The organism is Streptomyces kanamyceticus, from assembly GCF_008704495.1.
Lineage (GTDB): Bacteria > Actinomycetota > Actinomycetes > Streptomycetales > Streptomycetaceae > Streptomyces > Streptomyces kanamyceticus.
On the sequence record NZ_CP023699.1, the window covers coordinates 4,159,202 to 4,181,863 of the forward strand.

32 protein-coding genes and 1 pseudogene are annotated in these 22,662 nt (G+C 66.8%); 3 read left to right on the top strand and 30 right to left on the bottom strand.

Annotated features, from left to right (window positions below; genetic code table 11):
* Positions 1-87: 87 nt before the first annotated feature.
* The 30 genes and pseudogenes from CP970_RS17120 to rpsL form a co-directional block, all read right to left on the bottom strand.
* Positions 88-246: pseudogene (locus tag CP970_RS17120) on the bottom strand (type I methionyl aminopeptidase); the annotation flags it as partial.
* A 97-nt stretch (positions 247-343) separates the two neighbouring features.
* Positions 344-517: a hypothetical protein gene (locus tag CP970_RS17125; protein WP_398655258.1), complete on the bottom strand. Its 174-nt coding sequence runs from the start codon at positions 515-517 to the stop codon at positions 344-346.
* Positions 518-599: 82 nt separating this feature from the next.
* A complete protein-coding gene (gene map, locus CP970_RS17130) occupies positions 600-1,436 on the bottom strand; it encodes a type I methionyl aminopeptidase (RefSeq protein ID WP_055553522.1) in 837 nt (278 codons plus the stop codon).
* 106 nt (positions 1,437-1,542) lie between these two features.
* A complete protein-coding gene (locus tag CP970_RS17135) occupies positions 1,543-2,196 on the bottom strand; it encodes an adenylate kinase (RefSeq protein WP_055553520.1) in 654 nt (217 codons plus the stop codon).
* Positions 2,196-3,509 carry a preprotein translocase subunit SecY gene (secY, locus tag CP970_RS17140; protein WP_055553518.1) on the bottom strand — a complete coding sequence of 438 codons (1,314 nt, stop codon included), beginning with the start codon at positions 3,507-3,509 and terminating at the stop codon, positions 2,196-2,198. Before secY ends, CP970_RS17135 begins: the two co-directional genes overlap by 1 nt.
* A 226-nt stretch (positions 3,510-3,735) precedes the next feature.
* Positions 3,736-4,191, bottom strand: coding sequence for a 50S ribosomal protein L15 (rplO, locus tag CP970_RS17145; protein ID WP_055553516.1), 456 nt, complete (start codon positions 4,189-4,191; stop codon positions 3,736-3,738).
* Between the two features lies 1 nt (position 4,192).
* Positions 4,193-4,375 (bottom strand): 50S ribosomal protein L30, encoded by a 183-nt coding sequence (gene rpmD, locus CP970_RS17150; protein WP_055553514.1) that lies wholly within the window; start codon positions 4,373-4,375, stop codon positions 4,193-4,195.
* Positions 4,375-4,977, bottom strand: a complete 603-nt coding sequence (gene rpsE / locus CP970_RS17155; protein ID WP_055553512.1) for a 30S ribosomal protein S5 — start codon at positions 4,975-4,977, stop codon at positions 4,375-4,377. Before rpsE ends, rpmD begins: the two co-directional genes overlap by 1 nt.
* Positions 4,978-5,041: 64 nt before the next feature.
* Positions 5,042-5,425, bottom strand: a complete 384-nt coding sequence (rplR, locus tag CP970_RS17160; protein WP_055553510.1) for a 50S ribosomal protein L18 — start codon at positions 5,423-5,425, stop codon at positions 5,042-5,044.
* A gap of 3 nt (positions 5,426-5,428) precedes the next feature.
* Positions 5,429-5,968: a 50S ribosomal protein L6 gene (rplF, locus tag CP970_RS17165; protein WP_055553508.1), complete on the bottom strand. Its 540-nt coding sequence runs from the start codon at positions 5,966-5,968 to the stop codon at positions 5,429-5,431.
* Positions 5,969-5,989: 21 nt separating this feature from the next.
* On the bottom strand, positions 5,990-6,388 hold the full coding sequence (gene rpsH, locus CP970_RS17170) for a 30S ribosomal protein S8 (RefSeq protein WP_030359017.1): 399 nt from the start codon (positions 6,386-6,388) through the stop codon (positions 5,990-5,992).
* Positions 6,389-6,609: 221 nt separating this feature from the next.
* A complete protein-coding gene (locus tag CP970_RS17180; protein WP_003948630.1) occupies positions 6,610-6,795 on the bottom strand; it encodes a type Z 30S ribosomal protein S14 in 186 nt (61 codons plus the stop codon).
* Positions 6,796-6,800: 5 nt separating this feature from the next.
* Positions 6,801-7,358: a 50S ribosomal protein L5 gene (gene rplE / locus CP970_RS17185; protein ID WP_055553506.1), complete on the bottom strand. Its 558-nt coding sequence runs from the start codon at positions 7,356-7,358 to the stop codon at positions 6,801-6,803.
* Positions 7,358-7,681: a 50S ribosomal protein L24 gene (rplX, locus tag CP970_RS17190; protein ID WP_055553504.1), complete on the bottom strand. Its 324-nt coding sequence runs from the start codon at positions 7,679-7,681 to the stop codon at positions 7,358-7,360. Before rplX ends, rplE begins: the two co-directional genes overlap by 1 nt.
* A 2-nt stretch (positions 7,682-7,683) precedes the next feature.
* A complete protein-coding gene (gene rplN / locus CP970_RS17195) occupies positions 7,684-8,052 on the bottom strand; it encodes a 50S ribosomal protein L14 (protein WP_003974257.1) in 369 nt (122 codons plus the stop codon).
* 108 nt (positions 8,053-8,160) lie between these two features.
* Positions 8,161-8,445, bottom strand: a complete 285-nt coding sequence (gene rpsQ, locus CP970_RS17200) for a 30S ribosomal protein S17 (protein WP_055553502.1) — start codon at positions 8,443-8,445, stop codon at positions 8,161-8,163.
* Positions 8,445-8,669, bottom strand: coding sequence for a 50S ribosomal protein L29 (rpmC, locus tag CP970_RS17205; protein ID WP_005481220.1), 225 nt, complete (start codon positions 8,667-8,669; stop codon positions 8,445-8,447). Before rpmC ends, rpsQ begins: the two co-directional genes overlap by 1 nt.
* The gene (rplP, locus tag CP970_RS17210) at positions 8,669-9,088 is read right to left on the bottom strand and encodes a 50S ribosomal protein L16 (RefSeq protein WP_055553500.1); all 420 of its coding nucleotides are present in this window, start codon (positions 9,086-9,088) and stop codon (positions 8,669-8,671) included. Before rplP ends, rpmC begins: the two co-directional genes overlap by 1 nt.
* Before the next feature lie 5 nt (positions 9,089-9,093).
* A complete protein-coding gene (rpsC, locus tag CP970_RS17215; RefSeq protein WP_055553498.1) occupies positions 9,094-9,936 on the bottom strand; it encodes a 30S ribosomal protein S3 in 843 nt (280 codons plus the stop codon).
* On the bottom strand, positions 9,936-10,283 hold the full coding sequence (gene rplV / locus CP970_RS17220) for a 50S ribosomal protein L22 (protein WP_016645177.1): 348 nt from the start codon (positions 10,281-10,283) through the stop codon (positions 9,936-9,938). Before rplV ends, rpsC begins: the two co-directional genes overlap by 1 nt.
* Positions 10,284-10,325: 42 nt before the next feature.
* Positions 10,326-10,607 (bottom strand): 30S ribosomal protein S19, encoded by a 282-nt coding sequence (rpsS, locus tag CP970_RS17225; protein WP_018528354.1) that lies wholly within the window; start codon positions 10,605-10,607, stop codon positions 10,326-10,328.
* A 12-nt stretch (positions 10,608-10,619) separates the two neighbouring features.
* A complete protein-coding gene (gene rplB, locus CP970_RS17230) occupies positions 10,620-11,456 on the bottom strand; it encodes a 50S ribosomal protein L2 (RefSeq protein ID WP_055553495.1) in 837 nt (278 codons plus the stop codon).
* A 39-nt stretch (positions 11,457-11,495) separates the two neighbouring features.
* Positions 11,496-11,915, bottom strand: coding sequence for a 50S ribosomal protein L23 (rplW, locus tag CP970_RS17235; RefSeq protein ID WP_055553493.1), 420 nt, complete (start codon positions 11,913-11,915; stop codon positions 11,496-11,498).
* A complete protein-coding gene (gene rplD, locus CP970_RS17240; protein ID WP_055553491.1) occupies positions 11,915-12,568 on the bottom strand; it encodes a 50S ribosomal protein L4 in 654 nt (217 codons plus the stop codon). Before rplD ends, rplW begins: the two co-directional genes overlap by 1 nt.
* A gap of 8 nt (positions 12,569-12,576) precedes the next feature.
* Positions 12,577-13,221, bottom strand: a complete 645-nt coding sequence (gene rplC, locus CP970_RS17245) for a 50S ribosomal protein L3 (RefSeq protein ID WP_055553489.1) — start codon at positions 13,219-13,221, stop codon at positions 12,577-12,579.
* 14 nt (positions 13,222-13,235) lie between these two features.
* Positions 13,236-13,544: a 30S ribosomal protein S10 gene (gene rpsJ / locus CP970_RS17250; protein ID WP_003948644.1), complete on the bottom strand. Its 309-nt coding sequence runs from the start codon at positions 13,542-13,544 to the stop codon at positions 13,236-13,238.
* Positions 13,545-14,060: 516 nt separating this feature from the next.
* The gene (gene tuf, locus CP970_RS17255; protein ID WP_055553487.1) at positions 14,061-15,254 is read right to left on the bottom strand and encodes an elongation factor Tu; all 1,194 of its coding nucleotides are present in this window, start codon (positions 15,252-15,254) and stop codon (positions 14,061-14,063) included.
* Between the two features lie 144 nt (positions 15,255-15,398).
* A complete protein-coding gene (gene fusA, locus CP970_RS17260) occupies positions 15,399-17,525 on the bottom strand; it encodes an elongation factor G (protein ID WP_055553485.1) in 2,127 nt (708 codons plus the stop codon).
* A 39-nt stretch (positions 17,526-17,564) separates the two neighbouring features.
* Positions 17,565-18,035, bottom strand: a complete 471-nt coding sequence (gene rpsG / locus CP970_RS17265) for a 30S ribosomal protein S7 (RefSeq protein ID WP_055553483.1) — start codon at positions 18,033-18,035, stop codon at positions 17,565-17,567.
* A gap of 2 nt (positions 18,036-18,037) precedes the next feature.
* On the bottom strand, positions 18,038-18,409 hold the full coding sequence (gene rpsL, locus CP970_RS17270; RefSeq protein WP_003948652.1) for a 30S ribosomal protein S12: 372 nt from the start codon (positions 18,407-18,409) through the stop codon (positions 18,038-18,040).
* Positions 18,410-18,783: 374 nt separating this feature from the next.
* On the opposite strand from rpsL, the gene CP970_RS17275 reads away from it, so the two are divergent.
* The 3 genes from CP970_RS17275 (at position 18,784) to CP970_RS17285 (ending at position 22,661) form a co-directional block, all read left to right on the top strand.
* Positions 18,784-19,503, top strand: coding sequence for a Crp/Fnr family transcriptional regulator (locus CP970_RS17275; RefSeq protein ID WP_055553481.1), 720 nt, complete (start codon positions 18,784-18,786; stop codon positions 19,501-19,503).
* Between the two features lie 135 nt (positions 19,504-19,638).
* Positions 19,639-20,502 carry a hypothetical protein gene (locus tag CP970_RS17280; protein ID WP_150493517.1) on the top strand — a complete coding sequence of 288 codons (864 nt, stop codon included), beginning with the start codon at positions 19,639-19,641 and terminating at the stop codon, positions 20,500-20,502.
* Complete coding sequence (locus CP970_RS17285; RefSeq protein WP_055552785.1) at positions 20,499-22,661, top strand: hypothetical protein; 2,163 nt, start codon at positions 20,499-20,501, stop codon at positions 22,659-22,661. The genes CP970_RS17280 and CP970_RS17285 overlap by 4 nt, the downstream gene beginning before the upstream one ends.
* Position 22,662 lies beyond the last annotated feature (1 nt).

Below are 22,662 nucleotides of genomic sequence, written 5' to 3' on the forward strand. Positions count from 1 at the left end.
GTCAGTGCACTCGGAAAGACGAATCGAGGAATTGTGCCCCATCGGCAAGATCCTTAAGCAAGCAGCCACGCCGGTACCGCATGCCTGTCAGCCCAACGGATCCGGCGCGACGGTAACCCCATACTCCGCCAGCTTCGCCCTGCCGCAGTCGGGGGACGTCAGCACGATCGGACCCTCCTCCGTCAACGCCACCGAGTGCTCCCAGTGCGAGGACCAGGTGCCGTCCGTCGTGATGACGGTCCAGTCGGACCAATTCTCCACGCCCCTCTCGCGGGCTCGGCGCCAGGGCGCCTCACAAGCTTCGAGCGGCTGCGCCGGACTCCGTCCGCCGGGCGGCTCAGCCTCAGCCCAGCGGGTCGGGCGCCACCGTAACCCCGTACTCCGCCAGCTTCGCCCTGCCGCAGTCCGGGGACGTCAGCACGATCGGACCCTCCTCCGTCAACGCCACCGAGTGCTCCCAGTGCGAGGACCAGGTGCCGTCCGTCGTGATGACCGTCCAGCCGGACCAATTCTCCACGCCCCTCTCGCGGGCTCGGCGCCAGGGCGCCTCACAAGCTTCGAGCGGCTGCGCCGGACTCCGTCCGCCGGGCGGCTCAGCCTCAGCCCAGCGGGTCGGGCGCCACCGTAACCCCGTACTCCGCCAGCTTCGCCCTGCCGCAGTCCGGGGACGTCAGCACGATCGGCCCCTCCTCCGTCAACGCCACCGAGTGCTCCCAGTGCGAGGACCAGGTGCCGTCCGTCGTGATGACCGTCCAGTCGTCCTCCAGGACCTCCGTGCGGGGCGTGCCCAGGGAGACCATCGGCTCGATGGCGAGGCAGAAGCCGGGGACCAGCTTGGGGCCCTTGCCGCGGCGGCGTTCCACGTAGTTCAGGAGGTGCGGGTCCATGTGCATCTCGGTGCCGATGCCGTGGCCGCCGTAGTCCTCGACGATCCCGTACTTGCCGCCGCCGGGCTTCGGCTGGCGGCGGATGTACGTCTCGATGGCACGGGAGATGTCGACGAGGCGGTTGCCCTGCTTCATGGCCGCGAGCCCGGCCCACATCGACTCCTCGGTCACCCGGGAGAGCTCGACCAGCTCCGGAGCGTGACCGGTGCCCACGAACGCGGTGTAGGCGGCGTCGCCGTGCCAGCCGTCGATGATGGCGCCCGCGTCGATGGAGATGATGTCGCCGTCCTTGAGGACGGTCTTCTCGTCGGGGATGCCGTGCACGACGACCTCGTTGACCGAGGTGCAGATCGTGGCCGGGAAGCCGCCGTAGCCAAGGAAGTTGGACTTCGCGCCGTGCTCGGCGATCACCTTGCGCGCGACGTCGTCCAGGTCCTTCGTGGTGGCGCCGGGCACCGCGGCCTCACGCGTCGCGGCGTGGACGGCGGCGACGACAAGGCCCGCCTCACGCATCTTCGCGATCTGCTCGGGGGTCTTGATCTGCACCATGGGGCTTCCGCTCTCCGTCATCCGTCAACAAACCGGCTACGTACACAACAGTACGGCCGCGGTCCCCCAGAGGGCACCGCGGCCGAAACAGCGTACAGCGTACTGACTACTTGTCGCCCTTGAGGGCGTCCATCGCCCGCTTGGTGACCTCGTCCACCTTGCCGAGCGCGGAGATCGTCACGACCAGACCCTGGGTCCGGTAGTAGTCGATGATCGGCTCGGTCTGCGTGTGGTAGACCTCGAGGCGCTTGCGGACGGTGTCCTCGCTGTCGTCCTCGCGCTGGTACAGCTCGCCGCCGCAGACGTCACAGACGCCCTCGGTCTTCGGCTTGGAGTACGTCACGTGGAAGACGTGGCTCGAGTCCTTGCGGCAGATGCGCCGCCCCGCGATCCGCTTGACGACCTCGTCCTCGGGGACCTCCAGGTCCAGGACGGCGTCGAGCTTCACGTCGTCGGCCTTGAGGGCCACGTCGAGCGCCTCGGCCTGCGACACGTTGCGCGGGAACCCGTCGAGCAGGAAGCCGTTCTCGGCGTCCGACTGCGCCATGCGGTCCTTCGCCATGCCGATCGTCACCTCGTCCGGCACGAGGTTCCCGGCGTCCATGAACGCCTTCGCCTGCTTGCCGAGCTCCGTGCCCTGGCTGATGTTGGCACGGAAGAGGTCGCCGGTGGAGATGTGCGGGATCGACAAGTTCTTGGCCAGGAACGCGGCTTGCGTTCCCTTGCCCGCACCGGGCGGCCCGACGAGGACGATTCGCATCAGCGGAGGAACCCTTCGTAATTGCGCTGCTGGAGCTGGCTCTCGATCTGCTTCACGGTTTCCAGACCCACACCCACGATGATGAGGATGCTCGTCCCGCCGAACGGGAAGTTCTGGTTAGCCCCGAAGCCCACCAACGCCATCGTCGGCACAAGAGCGATCAGGCCCAGATACAGCGAACCCGGCCATGTGATCCGGTTGAGTACGTAGCTCAGATACTCAGCGGTCGGACGGCCAGCCCGGATGCCCGGGATGAAGCCACCATACTTCTTCATGTTGTCGGCGACTTCCTCGGGGTTGAAGGAGATCGCGACGTAGAAGAAGGCGAAGAAGACGATCAGAACGAAGTACGTGGCGATGTAAATCGGGTGGTCACCCTTGGTCAGGTTCGCCTCGATCCACGTCTTCCATCCCGACTGCCCACCCGCGAACTGGGCGACCAGCGCGGGAATGTAGAGCAGTGACGAGGCGAAGATCACAGGGATGATGCCCGCCTGATTGACCTTCAGCGGAATGTACGTCGACGTTCCGCCGTAGGACCGGCGGCCGATCATTCGCTTCGCGTACTGGACGGGAATGCGGCGCTGCGCCTGCTCGACGAAGACCACCAGACCGACCATGACGAGACCGACCGCGATGACGGTGCCGAACTCGATCCAGCCGCCCGCCAGGTCACCCTGCTGCTTGATGGCCCACAGGGCGCTCGGGAAGGTGGCGGCGATCGAGATGAACATCAGGATGGACATGCCGTTGCCGATGCCGCGGTCGGTGATGAGCTCACCGAGCCACATGACACAGGCAGTTCCTGCGGTCATCGTGATGACCATCGTGACGGTGACGAAGATCGACTGGTCAGGCACGATCTCGCTGGCGACCGAACAGCCCTGGAACAGGGTGCCGGTGCGGGCGGTGGCGACCAGGCCCGTGCCCTGAAGGATCGCGAGCGCGATGGTCAGGTAGCGCGTGTACTGCGTGATCTTCGCCGTGCCGGCCTGGCCCTCCTTCTTGAGGGCCTCGAGTCGGGGGATCACCACGGTCAGCAGCTGCAGAATGATGCTCGCCGTGATGTACGGCATGATGCCGAGGGCGAAGATCGTGATCTGCAGCAGCGCGCCACCACTGAACATGTTGACGAGACCGAACAGACCCTGGTTCGAGTTGGCCTGGTCGATGCACTGCTGGACGTTGGTGTAGTCAACTCCCGGAATCGGTACGTGCGTACCGATTCGGTAGATCACGATGATCCCGAGCGTGAAGAGCAGCTTCTTGCGCAGGTCGGGCGTCTTGAACGCCCGGGCGAACGCGGTGAGCACGGTGCCTCCTGCGACCCCCGCGCGCGTGCGCCAGAGGTGGTGGTCTGAGGTTCGACGAATACGTATCAGTCAAGAAAACCGTGCGGGCAGACCGCACGGAGCTTAGACAGTGCACGCCACCTTACCGGCGACCGTGCCCCCCTTGGAACGACCAACCGGGGATGCCCCTTTTGTGGGGCATCCCCGGTTGGGAATCGCTCATGTCATCGACACGTCTGAGGGAATATCAGACGAGCTCGGTGACGGTACCGCCGGCGGCGGTGATCTTCTCCTTGGCGGAGCCGGAGACGGCGTCAACCGTCACCTGCAGCGCCACGGTGACCTCACCCTGGCCGAGGACCTTGACGAGGCTGTTCTTGCGAACCGCACCCTTGGCCACGAGGGCCTCGACGGTGACCTCGCCACCCTCGGGGAACAGCGCGCTCAGCTTGTCGAGGTTCACGACCTGGAACTCGGTCTTGAACGGGTTCCGGAAGCCCTTGAGCTTCGGGAGACGCATGTGGAGGGGCATCTGGCCACCCTCGAAGCGCTCCGGAACCTGGTAACGGGCCTTGGTGCCCTTGGTACCACGACCAGCGGTCTTACCCTTGGACGCCTCACCACGACCCACACGGGTCTTGGCGGTCTTGGCGCCCGGGGCGGGCCGGAGGTTGTGGACCTTCAGCGGGTTCTGCTCCGCCATGTCAGTCGACCTCCTCAACCGTCACGAGGTGGCGGACGGTGTGCACCATTCCGCGGAACTCGGGGCGGTCCTCCTTGACGACCTGCGTGTTGATGCCCTTGAGACCAAGGGAGCGCAGGGTGTCGCGGTGGTTCTGCTTGCTGCCGATGTACGACTTCGTCTGCGTGACCTTGAGGCGAGCCATTACGCACCCGCCCCGGCACGTGCACGAAGGAGAGCCGCGGGGGCGACGTCCTCGAGGGGCAGACCACGGCGAGCCGCGATCTCCTCGGGACGCTGCAGGCCCTTGAGGGCCGCCACGGTCGCGTGCACGATGTTGATCGCGTTGTCGGAGCCCAGGGACTTCGACAGGATGTCGTGCACGCCGGCGCACTCGAGCACGGCACGCACCGGGCCACCGGCGATAACACCGGTACCGGGGGAAGCAGGCTTGAGCAGGACGACGCCCGCGGCCTTCTCGCCCTGGATCGGGTGCGGGATGGTGCCCTGGATACGGGGGACCTTGAAGAAGTGCTTCTTGGCCTCCTCAACACCCTTGGCGATGGCGGCCGGCACCTCCTTGGCCTTGCCGTAACCGACACCCACGGTGCCGTCACCATCGCCCACTACGACGAGCGCAGTGAAGCTGAAGCGACGACCACCCTTCACAACCTTGGCGACACGGTTGATCGCGACAACGCGCTCAACGTATGCGGTCTTCTCGGCGGCAGCGCCACCGTCGCGACCCTTCCGGTCCCGCCGCTCGCCGCCACCGGCACCGCCACCGCGGCGCTGGGGTCCAGCCATTGGAATTACCTCTCTCTGTTTCCGCTAGCTACGCAGTGACACAGGTCGCTGCGCGACGGACGACTCAGAACTTGAGTCCGGCTTCGCGGGCGGCGTCCGCCAGGGCGGCGATGCGCCCGGCGTACTGGTTACCACCACGGTCGAACACGACAGCCTCGACGCCAGCGGCCTTGGCGCGCTCGGCGACCAGGGCGCCGACCGACTTGGCCTGCGCGGACTTGTCGCCCTCGGCCCCGCGGATCGTGGTGTCCAGGGTCGAAGCCGACGCAAGGGTGTGACCCTTGATGTCGTCGATGACCTGGGCCACGATGTGGCGGTTGGAGCGCGTCACGACCAGGCGCGGACGCTCAGCCGTACCCGAGATGTGCTTACGGATGCGGATGTGACGACGCTTGATGGCAGCACGCTTGTAAGCGTCGCCCTTAGCAATCTTGACACCGTATGCCATGGCTTACTTACCCGCCTTTCCGACCTTGCGGCGGATGACTTCGCCTTCGTACTTGACGCCCTTGGCCTTGTACGGGTCGGGCTTGCGCAGCTTGCGGATGTTGGCCGCAACCTCGCCGACCTTCTGCTTGTCGATGCCCTCGACCGAGAACTTGGTCGCCGATTCGACCTTGAAGGAGATGCCCTCGGGCGCCTCGATCAGGATCGGGTGGCTGTAGCCGAGCGAGAACTCCAGGTTGGAGCCCTTCGCCAGGACGCGGTAACCGACACCGCTGATTTCGAGCTTCTTCACGTAACCCTGGGTCACGCCGGTGATCATGTTCGCCACCAGCGTGCGGGACAGGCCGTGCAGGGCCTTGTTCTGACGCTCGTCGTTCGGGCGGGTGACGTTCAGAACGCCGTCCTCACCCTTAGCGATCTCGATCGGCGCGACGATGGTGTGGCTCAGGGCGCCCTTGGGGCCCTTGACCGCGACCGTCTGGCCGTCGATGGTGACGTCCACGCCGGCGGGAACCGTGATGGGGAGCTTGCCAATACGCGACATTAGCTATTCCTCCGTTCCCGACTACCAGACGTAGGCGAGGACTTCCCCACCTACGCCCTTCTTGCCTGCCTGCTGGCCGGTCAGGAGACCGTGCGACGTGGAGATGATCGCCACGCCGAGGCCGCCGAGGACCTTCGGCAGGTTGGTGGACTTCGCGTAAACCCGGAGACCGGGCTTGGAGATCCGCTTGATGCCCGCAATGGAGCGCTCACGGTTCGGGCCGAACTTCAGCTCGAGAACGAGGTTCTTGCCAACCTCGGCGTCCTCGACCTTCCAGCCCGTGATGAAGCCCTCCTGCTGGAGGATCTCCGCGATGTGAGACTTGATCTTGCTGTGCGGCATAGCCACGGAGTCGTGGTACGCCGAGTTCGCGTTACGCAGACGAGTCAGCATGTCCGCGATCGGATCAGTCATGGTCATGAATTGGCCTTCGGCCTCTCTCGCCGTGGTTTCCTATCTGCGCCATCCCTCTCCCCACTCAGAGGCGGGACGGGTGCGGCGCGGGGACCTACGGCGTAGTAAGTCGGTCAGGGCGGCAGACGCCCAACCCTCCTAGCCTAAGCCATGTGGAGGACGGCATCTGCCAACCCTTTACTTACCGAGAGATCCAGACAATCCCGTATGCCCAAGGGGCAGTGGGACTACCAGGAGCTCTTGGTCACGCCCGGCAGCTCGCCACGGTGAGCCATCTCACGAAGGCACACGCGGCACAGGCCGAACTTGCGGTACACGGAGTGCGGGCGGCCGCAGCGCTGGCAGCGGGTGTAGCCGCGCACACCGAACTTGGGCTTACGAGCAGCCTTGGCAATCAGAGCCTTCTTCGCCATCTCGCTTACGCCTCCTTGAAGGGGAAGCCGAGGTGACGGAGAAGGGCACGGCCCTCAGCGTCGTTGGTCGCCGTGGTCACCACGGTGATGTCCATACCCCGGACGCGGTCGATCTTGTCCTGGTCGATCTCGTGGAACATGACCTGCTCCGTGAGACCGAAGGTGTAGTTGCCACGGCCGTCGAACTGCTTGGGGGACAGACCACGGAAGTCGCGGATGCGCGGCAGCGCGAGCGACAGGGTGCGGTCCAGGAACTCCCACATGCGGTCGCCACGGAGCGTGACGTGGCAGCCGATCGGCTGACCCTCGCGCAGCTTGAACTGCGCGATGGACTTCCGGGCCTTCGTCACGGCCGGCTTCTGACCGGTGATCGTGGTGAGGTCGCGGATGGCGCCGTCGATCAGCTTCGAGTCACGGGCGGCGTCGCCGACACCCATGTTGACCACGATCTTGACCAGGCCGGGGGTCTGCATGACGTTCTCGTACGAGAACTCTTCCTGCAGCTTGCCCGCGATCTCCTCGCGGTACTTCGTCTTCAGACGCGGAGTGGTGGTGGTCGTCATCAGATGTCCTCACCCGTCCGCTTGGCAACGCGGATCTTGTTGCCGTCTTCGTCGAAGCGGAAACCGACACGCGTGACAACCTTGTTGCCGTCCTTCTCCACGACCAGCTGGACGTTGGAGACGTGGACGGGAGCCTCGGTGGTCACGATGCCGCCGGCCTGCGAACCGCTGGCGGTCGGGCCGGCCTTCGTGTGCTTCTTGACCCGGTTGACACCCTCGACCAGGACGCGCTCGTCGCGCGGGTAAGCGGCAATGACCTTGCCCTGCTTGCCCTTGTCCTTACCGGTGATGACCTGGACCAGGTCGCCCTTCTTGATCTTCATGCTTACAGCACCTCCGGCGCGAGCGAGATGATCTTCATGAACTTCTTCTCGCGCAGCTCACGGCCGACGGGGCCGAAGATACGGGTGCCGCGAGGGTCGCCGTCGTTCTTCAGAATGACGGCGGCGTTCTCGTCGAAGCGGATGTACGAGCCGTCCGGACGGCGGCGCTCCTTGACGGTGCGAACGATGACCGCCTTGACGACGTCACCCTTCTTCACGTTGCCACCGGGGATCGCGTCCTTGACGGTGGCGACGATGACGTCACCGATGCCCGCGTAGCGGCGACCCGAGCCACCGAGAACACGAATGGTGAGAATTTCCTTCGCACCCGTGTTGTCGGCGACGCGAAGTCGCGACTCCTGCTGGATCACGTCTATCTCCTGTTTGTCTGCCGGTTCCCGGCAGGGGCCTCATCCCTTGCGGGACGGGCACCCTGCCGAGCCTGGCGGAACGAACCCTGAGGGAAACCCCTCAGAGAATTACTTGGCCTTCTCGAGGATCTCGACGATGCGCCAGCGCTTGGTCGCCGACAGCGGACGCGTCTCCATCAGGAGGACGCGGTCGCCGACGCCGGCAGCGTTCTGCTCGTCGTGCGCCTTGAGCTTGTTCGTACGGCGGATGACCTTGCCGTACAGCGCGTGCGTCACGCGGTCCTCGACAGCGACGACGACGGTCTTGTCCATCTTGTCGCTGACGACCAGACCCTGACGGGTCTTGCGGAAGCCGCGGTCGGTCTTCGTCTCAGTCACGTTGCTCTCGCTCATCAGGCGCTCTCCACCGTTTCGATGCCCAGCTCGCGCTCACGCATCAGGGTGTAGATCCGCGCGATGTCCTTGCGGACGGCCTTGAGCCGACCGTGGTTCTCGAGCTGACCGGTCGCCGCCTGGAAGCGGAGGTTGAACAGCTCTTCCTTGGCTTCGCGAAGCTTGTTGAGAAGCTCCTCGTCACCCAGTTCGCGCAGCTCGGACGCCTTGGTTCCCGCCGACATCACGCTTCACCTGCCTCGCGCTTAACGATCTTGCACTTCATCGGCAGCTTGTGGGCTGCACGAGTCAGAGCTTCACGCGCGATCTTCTCGTTGGGGTACGACAGCTCGAACATCACGCGTCCGGGCTTGACGTTGGCGATCCACCACTCAGGCGAACCCTTACCGGAACCCATGCGGGTCTCGGCAGGCTTCTTGGTGAGGGGGCGGTCCGGGTAGATGTTGATCCAGACCTTGCCGCCACGCTTGATGTGACGCGTCATCGCGATACGAGCTGCCTCGATCTGACGGTTCGTCACGTACGCCGGGGTGAGGGCCTGAATGCCGTACTCACCGAACGCAACCTGCGTGCCACCCTTGGACATACCGCTGCGCTTCGGGTGGTGCTGCTTGCGGTGCTTGACCCTACGGGGGATCAGCATTTCGGTCAGGCCTCCGTTCCGGTGCTCTCAGCAGCCGGAGCGGCAGCGGCGGGAGCGTCGGCCTTGGGGGCCTCGGCAGCCGGCGCGGACTGCTGCTGCGGCTTGCGGCCGCGGCCGCCACGCTCGCCACCACGGCCACCACGGGCCGGACGGTCGTTGCCGCCGCCACGGGCCGGGCGGTTACCCGCACGGGCAGCGGCGTTCTCGGCGCGAACCTCGGCGATGTTCTTGACGTCGCCCTTGTAGATCCAGACCTTCACGCCGATGCGGCCGAAGGTCGTCTTGGCCTCGAAGAAGCCGTAGTCGACGTTCGCGCGGAGCGTGTGCAGGGGCACACGGCCCTCGCGGTAGAACTCCGAGCGCGACATCTCGGCGCCACCGAGGCGGCCACCACACTGGATCTTGATGCCCTTGGCGCCGGCCTTCATCGACGACTGCATGCTCTTACGCATGGCGCGACGGAAGGAGACGCGGGAGGACAGCTGCTCCGCGACGGCCTGGGCCACGAGCTGAGCGTCGACCTCGGGGTTCTTGACCTCGAGGATGTTCAGCTGGACCTGCTTGCCCGTGAGCTTCTCGAGGTCACCGCGGATGCGGTCGGCCTCGGCGCCACGACGGCCGATGACGATGCCGGGCCGAGCGGTGTGGATGTCCACACGCACGCGGTCACGGGTGCGCTCGATCTCCACCTTCGAGATGCCGGCGCGCTCCATGCCGGACGTCATCATCCGACGGATGGCGACGTCTTCCTTGACGTAGTCCTTGTACAGCTTGTCGGCGTACCAACGCGACTTGAAGTCGGTCGTGACACCGAGCCGGAACCCGTGCGGGTTTACCTTCTGGCCCATTACCGGGTTCCTTCCTTGCTGCTGACGACCACGGTGATGTGGCTGGTCCGCTTACGGATCCGGTAGGCACGGCCCTGAGCACGCGGACGGAACCGCTTCAGGGTCGGGCCCTCATCCACGTACGCCTCGCTGATGACCAGCGAAGAGGCGTCAGAGTGGTCGTAGTTGTGCGCGGCGTTGGCAATGGCGCTGTCAAGCACCTTGCCTACCGGCACGCTCGCGGCCTGCGGGGCGAAACGCAGGACCGCCTGAGCCTCCGTGGCATCCATGCCACGGATGAGGTCCACCACGCGGCGGGCCTTCATGGGCGTGACGCGGATGTACCGCGCCTGGGCCCTGGCTTCCATGGTTGTCCCTTCGGTGTTAGTCATAGTCGATTCCACCCCGCCTTAGCGGCGCTTCGACTTCCGGTCGTCCTTGACGTGACCCCGGAAGGTGCGCGTCGGCGAGAACTCGCCGAGCTTGTGGCCGACCATCGACTCGGTGACGAACACCGGGATGTGGGTCTTGCCGTTGTGCACCGCGATGGTGTGACCCAGCATGCTGGGGATGATCATCGAGCGACGGGACCAGGTCTTGATGACGTTCTTGGAACCGGCTTCGTTCTGAGCGTCCACCTTCTTTACGAGGTGGCCGTCAACGAAGGGTCCCTTCTTGAGACTGCGCGGCATCTAAACCCGCTCCTAGCGCTTCTTGTTCGACTTGCGGCGGCGGACGATGTACTTGTTACTCGCCTTGTTGCGATCACGAGTACGACCCTCCTTCTTGCCCCACGGCGAGACCGGGTGGCGACCACCGGAGGTCTTGCCTTCACCACCACCGTGCGGGTGGTCGACCGGGTTCATCACGACACCACGCACGGTCGGGCGGACGCCCTTCCAGCGCATGCGGCCGGCCTTGCCCCAGTTGATGTTCGACTGCTCGGCATTGCCGACCTCGCCGATGGTGGCGCGGCAGCGCACGTCGACAAGACGGATCTCGCCGGACGGCATGCGAAGGTGCGCCATGGCGCCTTCCTTCGCGAGCAGCTGCACGGAGGCACCCGCGGAACGGGCGAACTTCGCGCCGCCGCCGGGCCGCAGCTCGATGGCGTGGAGCGTCGTACCCACCGGGATGTTGCGCAGCGCCATGTTGTTGCCGGGCTTGATGTCGGCGCCAGGGCCGCTCTCAATCCGGTCACCCTGCTGCGTGCCGCGCGGGGCGAGGATGTAGCGCTTCTCGCCGTCCGCGTAGTGCAGCAGCGCGATGCGCGCGGTGCGGTTGGGGTCGTACTCGATGTGCGCGACCTTCGCCGGCACGCCGTCCTTGTCGTGACGACGGAAGTCGATCACGCGGAAAGCGCGCTTGTGTCCGCCACCCTGGTGACGAACGGTGATCCGACCGGCGTTGTTACGGCCGCCCTTGCTGTGCAGCGGGCGAACCAGCGACTTCTCCGGCGTGGACCGCGTTACCTCGACGAAGTCGGCGACGCTGGAGCCACGACGGCCCGGCGTAGTCGGCTTGTACTTGCGGATTCCCATTTCTCAGTCCTCGTCCGATATTCGGACCAGGGCGCTCCGTTAGGAGGCCTGGCCGAAGATGTCGATACGGTCGCCCTCAGCAAGGGTCACGATGGCGCGCTTGGTGTCGGCACGCTTGCCGAACCCGGTGCGCGTGCGCTTCCGCTTGCCCTGACGGTTGATCGTGTTGACCCCGGTGACCTTGACCGAGAAGACCGCCTCGACGGCCTGCTTGATCTGGGTCTTGTTGGAGCCGGGGGCCACGATGAACGTGTACTTGCCCTCGTCGAGCAGCGCGTACGACTTCTCGGAGACGACCGGCTTGACGAGGACGTCGCGCGGGTCCGAGAAGGACTTGCTCAGCGGGGTGGGCTCAACAGCGATCTTGCCCTCGGTCGCGATGCGCTTCGCCTTGGCGACACGCGCGGCCTTGGCGGCCTTCGCAGCCTTGGACGCGATGCTCTGGTGACGAATAGCCATCAGGCTTCGCTCCCTTCGGTCTCATTGGCCTTGGGGCCAGACACGAAGGACTCGAAGGCGGCCTTGGTGAAGACCACGTCGTCCGAGACGAGCACGTCGTACGTGTTCAGCTGGCCCGGCTCCAGGATGTGCACCTGGGGCAGGTTGCGGGCGGAGAGCAGCGAAGTCTCGTCCGCGCGGTCGATGACCAGGAGCACGTTCTTGCGCTCACTGACCTTGCCGAGCAGCGTCTTCGCGGCCTTCGTGGAGATGTCGCCCTCGACCACGTTGGTGACAACGTGGATACGAGCGTTGCGGGCCCGGTCGGTGAGGGCGTGGCGCAGGGCCGCGGCCTTCATCTTCTTCGGGGTCCGCTGCGAGTAGTCACGCGGCTGCGGGCCGTGGACGACGCCACCGCCGGCGAACTGCGGCGCACGGGTCGAACCCTGGCGCGCGCGGCCGGTGCCCTTCTGACGGTAGGGCTTCCTACCGCCACCACGGACTTCGCCGCGACGCTTGGTCTTGTGCGTGCCCTGACGGGCCGCGGCCAGCTGTGCGACGACGACCTGGTGAAGCAGCGGGATGCTGATCTTCTCGACGTCGAAGATCTCCGCGGGGAGCTCGACCGTCCCGGTCTTGTCGCCTGCCGGCGAAAGGATGTCAATGGTGCTCATGGGTTACCTCAGGCCCCCTTGGCCGCAGTACGGACCAGGACGAGGCCGCCGTTCGGACCAGGAACCGCGCCCTTGATGAGCAGCAGGCCCTTCTCCGCGTCAACGGCGTGGACGGTCAGGTTCTGGGTGGTGACCCGCTCGTTGCCCATGCGACCAGCCATGCGCTGGCCCTTGAAGACACGGCCGGGCGTGGCGCAGCCACCGATGGAACCGGGCTTGCGGTGCACGCGGTGGGCACCGTGGGAGGCCTTGCCACCGGCGAAGTTGTGACGCTTCATCACACCGGCGAAGCCCTTGCCCTTGCTCTTACCGGTGACGTCGACCTTGATACCGGCCTCGAACGTCTCGGCAGTCAGCTCCTGGCCGAGGGTGTACTCGCTGGCACCAGCGGTACGGATCTCGACGAGGTGGCGACGGGGGGTCACGTCGGCCTTGGCGAAGTGGCCCTTGAGGGGCTTGTTCACCTTGCGCGGGTCGATCTCGCCGAAGGCGATCTGGACCGACTCGTAGCCGTCGCTGTCATTCGTGCGGACCTGGGTAACGACGCAGGGTCCGGCCTTGACCACGGTCACCGGGACGATTCGGTTGTTCTCGTCCCAGACCTGGGTCATGCCGAGCTTCTCGCCCAGGATGCCCTTGATCTGCTTGGTCATCTTCTCCGCGCCCTTCAGAGCTTGATCTCGATGTCAACGCCGGCCGGAAGGTCCAGGCGCATCAGCGAGTCAACGGTCTTGGGCGTCGGGTCGAGGATGTCGATCAGGCGCTTGTGCGTGCGCATCTCGAAGTGCTCGCGCGAGTCCTTGTACTTGTGCGGCGACTTGATGACGCAGTACACGTTCTTCTCAGTGGGCAGCGGCACCGGGCCCGCGACCGACGCACCAGTGCGAGTCACCGTCTCGACGATCTTCTTCGCCGAAGAGTCGATGACCTCGTGGTCGTAGGCCTTGAGCCGGATGCGGATCTTCTGTCCCGCCATGGCTACTTAGTAGTCCTTCGTCTCGAAAGCTCTGGCTCCCGGGAGGCCCTTTTTTCTACTTCCTCCGACCCACGCGGTCGGGCGTGTCGCAGTCCCGCTCACACAGATCTCCCGAAGGATTTCCCTGCTAGGGGCTGCGGCCCTTGATGACCGCGGGTCCGGGGGAAGAAACCCACCGGGTGCCTGGCAGAGCCACCGCACCGCACTTCCCGAAAGATTCCCGTACGTCCGCCACAGCGCTGCCTTACGGCAGATGGGGCGACGAGTACTGTGGGACTCGCTTTCAGTCCTCCCGGCGGGAGGCGCACAGCATCGGCACTCAACCGAGCAACCTGAACAGTGTGCCATACGTGGGATGCCGAAGGCCAATCGGGGCGAACTGTCAAGCTGCCACGGCCAAGATCGCGTGCACATCGCGTACACAAGGAGCCCCGCTCACCCAGAGGTGAACGGGGCTCTTCGCTGCGCTCAGTTCAGAGCGACCGGGTCTCCCCGATCTTCAAGCAAGCGGGAAGCTTACTTGTTGATCTTGATGACCTGGCCGGCGCCGACGGTCCGGCCACCCTCACGGATGGCGAACTTCAGGCCCTCTTCCATCGCGACGGGCTGGATGAGCTCAACGGTCATCTCAGTGTTGTCGCCCGGCATGACCATCTCGGTGCCCTCGGGGAGGGTCACGACGCCGGTCACGTCCGTGGTGCGGAAGTAGAACTGCGGGCGGTAGTTGTTGAAGAAGGGGGTGTGACGGCCACCCTCGTCCTTCGACAGGATGTAGGCCTGGGCCTCGAACTCGGTGTGCGGCGTGACCGAACCGGGCTTGATGATGACCTGGCCGCGCTCGACGTCCTCGCGCTTGATGCCACGGAGGAGCAGACCGACGTTCTCACCGGCCTGGCCCTCGTCGAGCAGCTTGCGGAACATCTCGATGCCGGTGACCGTGGTGGTGGTCTTCTCCTGCTTGATGCCCACGATGTCAACGGTCTCGTTGACCTTGAGGATGCCTCGCTCGATACGACCGGTGACGACGGTGCCACGACCGGTGATCGTGAAGACGTCCTCGATCGGCATCAGGAACGGCTTGTCGACGTCACGCTCGGGCTGCGGGATGGACTCGTCGACGGCCTTCATCAGGTTGAGGACGGACTCACCCCACTCCTTGTCGCCCTCGAGCGCCTTGAGCGCCGAGACCTTGACGACCGGCAGGTCGTCGCCCGGGAACTCGTACTCGGAGAGGAGCTCACGGACCTCGAGCTCGACGAGCTCCAGGATCTCCTCGTCGTCCACCATGTCGGCCTTGTTCAGGGCGACGACGATGTACGGAACGCCGACCTGGCGGGCCAGGAGCACGTGCTCCTTGGTCTGCGGCATCGGGCCGTCGGTGGCGGCGACCACGAGGATGGCGCCGTCCATCTGCGCGGCACCCGTGATCATGTTCTTGATGTAGTCCGCGTGACCGGGGCAGTCGACGTGCGCGTAGTGACGGTCCTCGGTCTGGTACTCGACGTGCGCGATCGAGATCGTGATACCGCGCTGGCGCTCCTCGGGAGCCTTGTCGATCTGGTCGAAGGCCGAGGCCTCGTTCAGGTCGGGGTACGCGTCGTGCAGCACCTTGGTAATGGCGGCCGTGAGGGTCGTCTTACCGTGGTCAATGTGACCGATGGTGCCGATGTTGACGTGCGGCTTAGTCCGCTCGAACTTCGCCTTCGCCACTGGGTCCTCCTGTGGAGTGGTTCTGTACGCCTTGCTTCATCGGCGCCAGGTGATCTTTGCTGGGAAGCCAGCCGCCGGGGTTCTTGCCTCGTGGGGTCGGACCCCGGCGGATGGTGTCAAGCCTAAAGCGTGAACTCGGGTGAGTTACTCGCCCTTGGCCTTCGCGATGATCTCCTCGGCGACGTTCCGCGGAACCTCGGCGTAGGAGTCGAACTGCATTGAGTAGCTTGCGCGACCCGACGTCTTGCTGCGGAGGTCTCCGACGTAGCCGAACATCTCCGAGAGGGGCACGAGGCCCTTCACGACGCGAGCGCCACTGCGCTCCTCCATGGCCTGGATCTGGCCACGGCGGGAGTTGATGTCGCCGATGACGTCGCCCATGTAGTCCTCGGGCGTGGTGACCTCGACGGCCATCATCGGCTCGAGCAGCACGGGGCTGGCCTTGCGCGCGGCCTCCTTGAAGGCCTGCGAACCGGCGATCTTGAAGGCGAGCTCGGAGGAGTCGACCTCGTGGTAGGCGCCGTCGAGAAGCGTGATGCGCACACCAGTCATCTCGTAGCCCGCCAGGATGCCGAACTGCATGGCCTCCTGCGCACCGGCGTCCACCGACGGGATGTACTCCCGCGGGATGCGGCCACCGGTGACCTTGTTCACGAACTCGTACGACGCGTCGCCGTCCGTGATCGGCTCGATCGCGATCTGCACCTTGGCGAACTGACCGGTACCACCGGTCTGCTTCTTGTGGGTGTAGTCCACGCGCTCGACGGTCTTGCGGATCGTCTCGCGGTACGCGACCTGCGGCTTGCCGACGTTCGCCTCGACGCGGAATTCGCGCTTCATGCGGTCGACGAGCACCTCGAGGTGAAGCTCGCCCATACCACCGATGATGGTCTGGCCGGTCTCCTCGTCCGAGTGGACCTGGAAGGAGGGGTCCTCCTCCGAGAGGCGCTGGATGGCGACACCCAGCTTCTCCTGGTCGCCCTTGGACTTCGGCTCGATGGCGACCTGGATGACCGGCGCCGGGAAGTCCATGGACTCCAGGATCACCGGCTGCTTGTCGTCACAGAGCGTCTCGCCCGTGGTGGTCTGCTTGAGACCCATGACGGCGACGATGTCACCGGCGCCCACCGACGCGATCTCCTCACGCTTGTTCGCGTGCATGCGGTAGATCTTGCCGATGCGCTCCTTCTTGCCCTTGACCGAGTTCAGCACCGCGGTGCCGGCCTCGAGGCGACCGGAGTAGATCCGGACGAAGGTGAGCTTGCCGAGGTGCGGGTCGCTCGCGATCTTGAACGCGAGGGCCGACAGCGGCTCGTCGTCGGACGGCCGACGCTTGACGACCGTCTCCGGGTCCTTCACGTCGTGGCCTTCGATGGCCTCGACGTCCAGGGGGGACGGCAGGTAGCGCACGACCGCGTCGAGCAGGGGCTGGACGCCCTTGTTCTTGAACGCGGTGCCGCAGAACACGGGGGTGACGGTGGTGTCGCCGCCCTTGCCCGAGGCGATGGTGATGCGACGGATCGCCGCGTACAGCTGCTCCTCGGTGGGCTCCTGGCCCTCGAGGTACAGCTCCATCATCTGCTCGTCGTTCTCGGCCACGGCCTCGAGGAGCTTGCCGCGGTACTCGTCGGCAGCCTCGGTGTGCGTGTCCGGGATGTCGACGATGTCGTAGGCCTCGCCCATCTTGGTCTCTGCGGACCAGACGAAGGCCTTCATCGTGACGAGGTCGACGACGCCCTTGAAGTCAGCCTCCGCGCCGATGGGCAGCTGCATGACGATCGGGGTCGCGCCGAGGCGGTCGACGATCATGTCGACGCAACGGTGGAACTCGGCACCGGTGCGGTCGAGCTTGTTGACGAAGCAAATGCGCGGGACGCCGTAGCGGTCCGCCTGACGCCACACGGTCTCGGACTGCGGCTCAACACCGGCGACGCCGTCGAACACCGTCACGGCACCGTCGAGCACGCGGAGCGAACGCTCCACCTCGACGGTGAAGTCGACGTGGCCCGGGGTGTCGATGATGTTGATGGTGTGGTCGACGTCGTTCAGCGGCCAGTGACAGGTGGTGGCAGCAGAGGTGATCGTGATGCCACGCTCCTGCTCCTGCTCCATCCAGTCCATGGTGGCGGCGCCGTCGTGAACCTCACCGATCTTGTACGAGACACCGGTGTAGAACAGGATCCGCTCGGTGGTCGTCGTCTTGCCCGCGTCGATGTGAGCCATGATGCCGATGTTGCGCACCTTGGCCAGGTCAAGTGAAGTGGTAGCCATATCGGCTCAGTCTTCTCTCGGTCTCGATGTGGGTAGCGACTACCAGCGGTAGTGCGCGAAGGCCTTGTTGGACTCGGCCATCTTGTGGGTGTCCTCGCGCTTCTTCACAGCGGCACCGAGGCCGTTGGAGGCGTCGAGGAGCTCGTTGAGCAGACGCTCGGTCATGGTCTTCTCGCGACGGGCGCGGGAGTAACCGACGAGCCAGCGCAGGGCGAGCGTGTTCGCACGGCCCGGCTTGACCTCGATCGGGACCTGGTAGGTCGCGCCACCGACACGGCGGGACTTGACCTCGAGGGTCGGCTTGATGTTCTCGAGCGCGCGCTTGAGGGTGATGACCGGGTCGTTGCCGGTCTTCTCCTTCAGGCCCTCCATGGCGCCGTACACGATGCGCTCGGCGGTGGAGCGCTTGCCGTTCAGCAGCACCTTGTTGATGAGGGAGGTCACCAGAGGAGAACCGTAGACCGGGTCGATGATGACCGGGCGCTTCGGGGCGGGGCCCTTACGAGGCATTCTTACTTCTCCTTCTTGGCGCCGTAGCGGCTGCGGGCCTGCTTGCGGTTCTTGACACCCTGGGTGTCAAGGGAGCCGCGGATGATCTTGTAACGAACACCCGGCAGGTCCTTCACACGGCCACCACGCACGAGCACGATGGAGTGCTCCTGCAGGTTGTGTCCCTCACCCGGAATGTAGGCCGTGACCTCGATCCCGGAGGTCAGACGCACACGCGCGACCTTACGGAGGGCCGAGTTCGGCTTCTTCGGGGTGGTCGTGAACACACGCGTGCAGACGCCGCGGCGCTGGGGCGAACCCTCGAGTGCGGGCGTCTTGTTCTTCTCGACCTTGTCCTGCCGGCCCTTCCGGACCAGCTGCTGGATCGTAGGCACTACTTCTCCGGTTTCTGTGTGCCGAATAGTAAAGCTAACCTGGAACGTTGCCGACCCACGCGGTCGGGTGTGTCGAATGCTGCAGACTCCCGCCGCAAGGCGGAAAGAGGCGCAGATTACGGTGGCCGTTCTCGGACTCACGATGCGGTTGAGGACACGCGCGCGAGCCCAGGCACACCCCAGGCACAAGGTCTGAGCGTACCTACCTCATCGGGGTTGGTCAAAACAAATGCAGGCCACCGCGACACGCCGGACTTCTCGCCCATCGCCGCGTACCCCTCCCAGGCCCCGATCCGCTCGATTCTGCGCGTTCCATATTCATGGTGGACCCGGGGTCAGTAGCTTGATCGGTCCGCTGGACGATCGGGGGACCCATGACGGCGGCCCACTTACCCGGGGACGACGGTCTGGACGACCGCGTCCCCTTCCTCGCCCGCCTGGAGAGCGACGAACGGTCCGCTCTCCTCACGCTCGGTCACGAGCTGAACTTCGGACCGCGCACCCAGCTCCTGCACCAGAACGAACCGTCCTCGCACGTCCTGCTCATCCTGCACGGCTGGACCAAGGTCACCGCGGCGGCCGCCAACGGCTACGAGGCGCTGCTCGCCCTGCGCGGCCCCGGCGACATCATCGGTGAATCCGCCGCGCTGACCGGGCGGCCGCGCTCGGCGACGGTGACCTCGCTGGAGGCCGTACGCGCGATCGCCGTCGAGCACGAGCGGTTCACGGTGTTCCTCGGCCGCTCCCCCGCCGCCTCGTTCGCCCTGCTCGGGCTGACGTCCGACCGCACCAGGGCGGCCGACAGGCGCCGCCTGGAATTCGCGTCCATGAGCGTGCGGGAGCGGTTCGCCGCGCTGCTCCTCGACCTCGCCCGTACGCACGGGCGCCGTACGGACGAGGGCGTCGAGCTCGCCGTACCGCTGAGCAAACAGGAGCTCGCCGGGTCCGTCGGGGCGTCCCGGGAGATGGTGCAGCGGCTGCTCAAGGAGTTGCGGGACCGCGGCGTGGTGACCACCGGGCGGCGCGCCCTGGTGATCATGCGGCCGGACGTGCTGCGGCGCATCGCACGCGCCGAGCGGCCGGGACCCTGGTGACCGAGAGCGACCCCTTCTCCCCCGAGAGCGACTCTGTGCACACGGTCACACTTCGAGTGCGTCATCCGCCCTCACCACGGGGAGCCGGTCCTCGGCACGCTTCAGGTCATGCCGCTCCCCGAGCGAAGGGCGACCATGACCGACCCCGTGAGCCGCACGATCCTGCTGCTCGACATCGAGAAGTACAGCGACCGCGACGACGTCGAACAGGCGTATCTGCGGCGCATGTTGTACGACATCACCGACCGCGCCCTCGAAAGCGCCGACGTCGACGAGACCCTGCGGCTCCGCGCCGACCGCGGCGACTCCGTGATGGAACTGATCGACGCCAACGCCTCGGTGCGCGCCCTGCTGCGCGCCCTGCTCGACGAGGTGCCCGCCCAGCTGCGGGCGGTGAACCGGATGGCGTCGAGCTCCGCGCAGATCCGGCTGCGCGCCGTGCTCGCCACCGGGTACGTCGCGGTCGACGAGCTCGACGGCTGGGTGGGGTCCGACCTCAACCACGCCTGCCGACTGCTCGACGGCGACGTACTGCGCAGAGCGCTGCGGGAACGTACGAACGATTTCGCACTCGTCGTCTCGGAGAGCGTGCACGCGGGGATCGTGCGGCACGACAGCCCTGGCGTTCCTGCCGACGAGTTCCACGCCGTGACCGTGGCCAGCAAGAACGGGCCGCTGCGCGCGTGGCTGCACGGGCCTGTGCCCGCCGGGGCGGATGACCACTGCGAGAGGGGGGAGGGGGGAGCCCCGGCGCCGGATGTCAGCTCGGGGGAGCGTCCGGCGCCGGGGCGGGAAGCAGCCGCTCCGGCAGGCGGCGCTCCGGCGAGCGGTGCTCCAGCAGGCGGTGCCACCTTCACCTTCAACGGCGGCGCGCCCGCCTTCGGCGGCTCCCTGGTCGGCGGCGACCAGCACGGGGTGTCCGGCGGGACGGTGCACGGCGACGTCCACCTCGGCGGCAGCGGCGCACCCGCACCCGCACCGAGCGGTACGGACTCATGACCGCGTACGCCGATGAGCGGGCGGACCGCGAGAGCCCCGCCGCCCCGGCCGCCGACGGCGGCGAGACACCGGCGCAGGCACCGACACAAGTGCCGCAGGACACCGCGAACGGGGCGCAGGAGCAGCCCGACGAGCCGCAGGAGGCCCATGCCGCGCGGCGTGAACTCATCGAGCACGCACCGGAGTTCATCCTCGGCGCCTCGACCGTGTTCGGCGGCTCCCTGGTCGGCGCCGACCAGCACGGGGTGTCCGGCGGCCAGGTCACGGGCGACGTCTTCATGGGCGGCAAGACCGAGCACCACCACCACGGTCCCGCCGGGCCGCGGCACGCCTCCGGTGAGATACCGCGCGCCGAACTCGACGGGCTTGCCGCGGTCTTCGCGGAGAGCGACTCCTTCGGCCCCGCCCTCGAACGGCTGTCCAGTGAGCGGGTGGTGATCCTCACCGGGGCACACTCCACCGGCCGCAGGGCCGCCGCCCTGATGCTGCTGCACCGGGTCGGCGTGCGAGCCGTGCGGGCCCTGGACCCCGAGGTGTCCCCCGCCGCGCTCCCTGACCAGCTCACCGGGGCGCAGGGGCACGTGCTGTGCGAGCTCGCCCTCAGCCGGGGGCGTCCGCTGCGCGAGCACCACGTACTCGCCGTACGGGAACGCCTGCGCGAACACGACGGCTACCTGGTCGTGACCGCCGAGCGGTCCGCCGCCCTGCACGGTGTCGGAACCGAGCGGTGGGAGCCACCGCGGGCCGCCGACATCCTCCACAACCACCTCGGCCACCTGCTCGGCGACAGCGGCGCCGACGAAGCCGCCGGTCTCGACGTGGCGCGCGACTTCCTCGCCCACGACCACCGTCCGCGGGAACTGGCCGCCTTCGCCGCCAGGCTCGCCGACGTCCACCGTGGCACCGCGTCCCTGGACGATCTCGCGGGGTTCAGCAAGGCCACCGTCGAGCAGCGGGTGCGGCAGTGGTTCGACGACTCCGCGACCGACCTGCGGGACAAGGCGTTCCTGATCGCCCTCGCGGTCTTCGACCAGGCGCCGTACGCGCTCGCCGCCGAACTCGGCGACCGGCTCTACGCGGAGCTCCAGCTGACCGAGACCCCCGAGGAGCCCGCGCGGATCCCCGTCTTCGGCTCGTCCCCCGCCGAGCGCCTGCGCCTGGCCCGCGCCCGGGGCTACGAGGAGAACGAGTCCACCGAGTGGGGCCCGGTCCCCCAGCTGATGGCCGAGTACGAGGACCCGCGCACCGCCCGCGTCCTGCTCGACGAGGTGTGGACCGGGCACCCGTCCGCGCGCCCCGCACTGATCCGCTGGATCAAGCAGCTCGCCGCCGACGGCCGTCCCGTCGTCCGCACCCGGGCCGCCGCCTGCACCGCGATGCTCGCCGCCGCCGACCTGCCGTCCGCCATGGCGCAGCTCATCGACGGCTGGGCCACCGCCCGCGCCTTCGCGCCCCGCCTCATCGCCGCCAACGCGCTGACCCTGGCGCACCTCATCGGTGTCCCCGCGGTCCCCCGGATCCTCACCCAGTGGTGCACCGACCGGCACTACGCCCGCCGCTGGACCGCGATCCGCGGCCACGCCCTGCTCGCGCCGCTCAGCCCCGACCAGGCGCCCGCCGCCCTCGACGCGCTCGCGGGCCGCGCCCGCACCGACGCCAGCAGCGACTACGAACAGGTCCAGCTCGCCCAGTCCGCCGCACTGCTCCTCGCCGCGGGTGACCGCACCGAGATGCTCGGCTCGCTGGCCGCCCTCGGCCACCAGGAGTCACCCGCCGTCCGCTCCTTCGTGCTCGCCGCGTTCGTCACGGCCTGCGCGCACACCGACGAGGACGGGGTGCTCGCCTGGTTCACGGAGGAGGGCGTCGACGACCCGGACGGCATCCGCGACCTGGCCACGCTCTGGCGCCTCGCCCTGAACGACCGCACGCACACCCGGGCCGCCCTCGCCGCGCTGCGCTCCTGGGTGTACGAGGCCGAACGGCGCCCCGGTACCGAGCACGCGCTCGCCGCGCTGCTGCCCCGGCTCGTCGTCAGCGGCGAGGACCTGGCCCGGCTCAGCCATCTGCTGCGCACCGTGCCGGGCAGCCGCGGCGGGCCGCCGCCCGAAGTCGCCGGACGCCTGACGACCGTACTGACCGCCCACCCATCGAGGAGTTGAG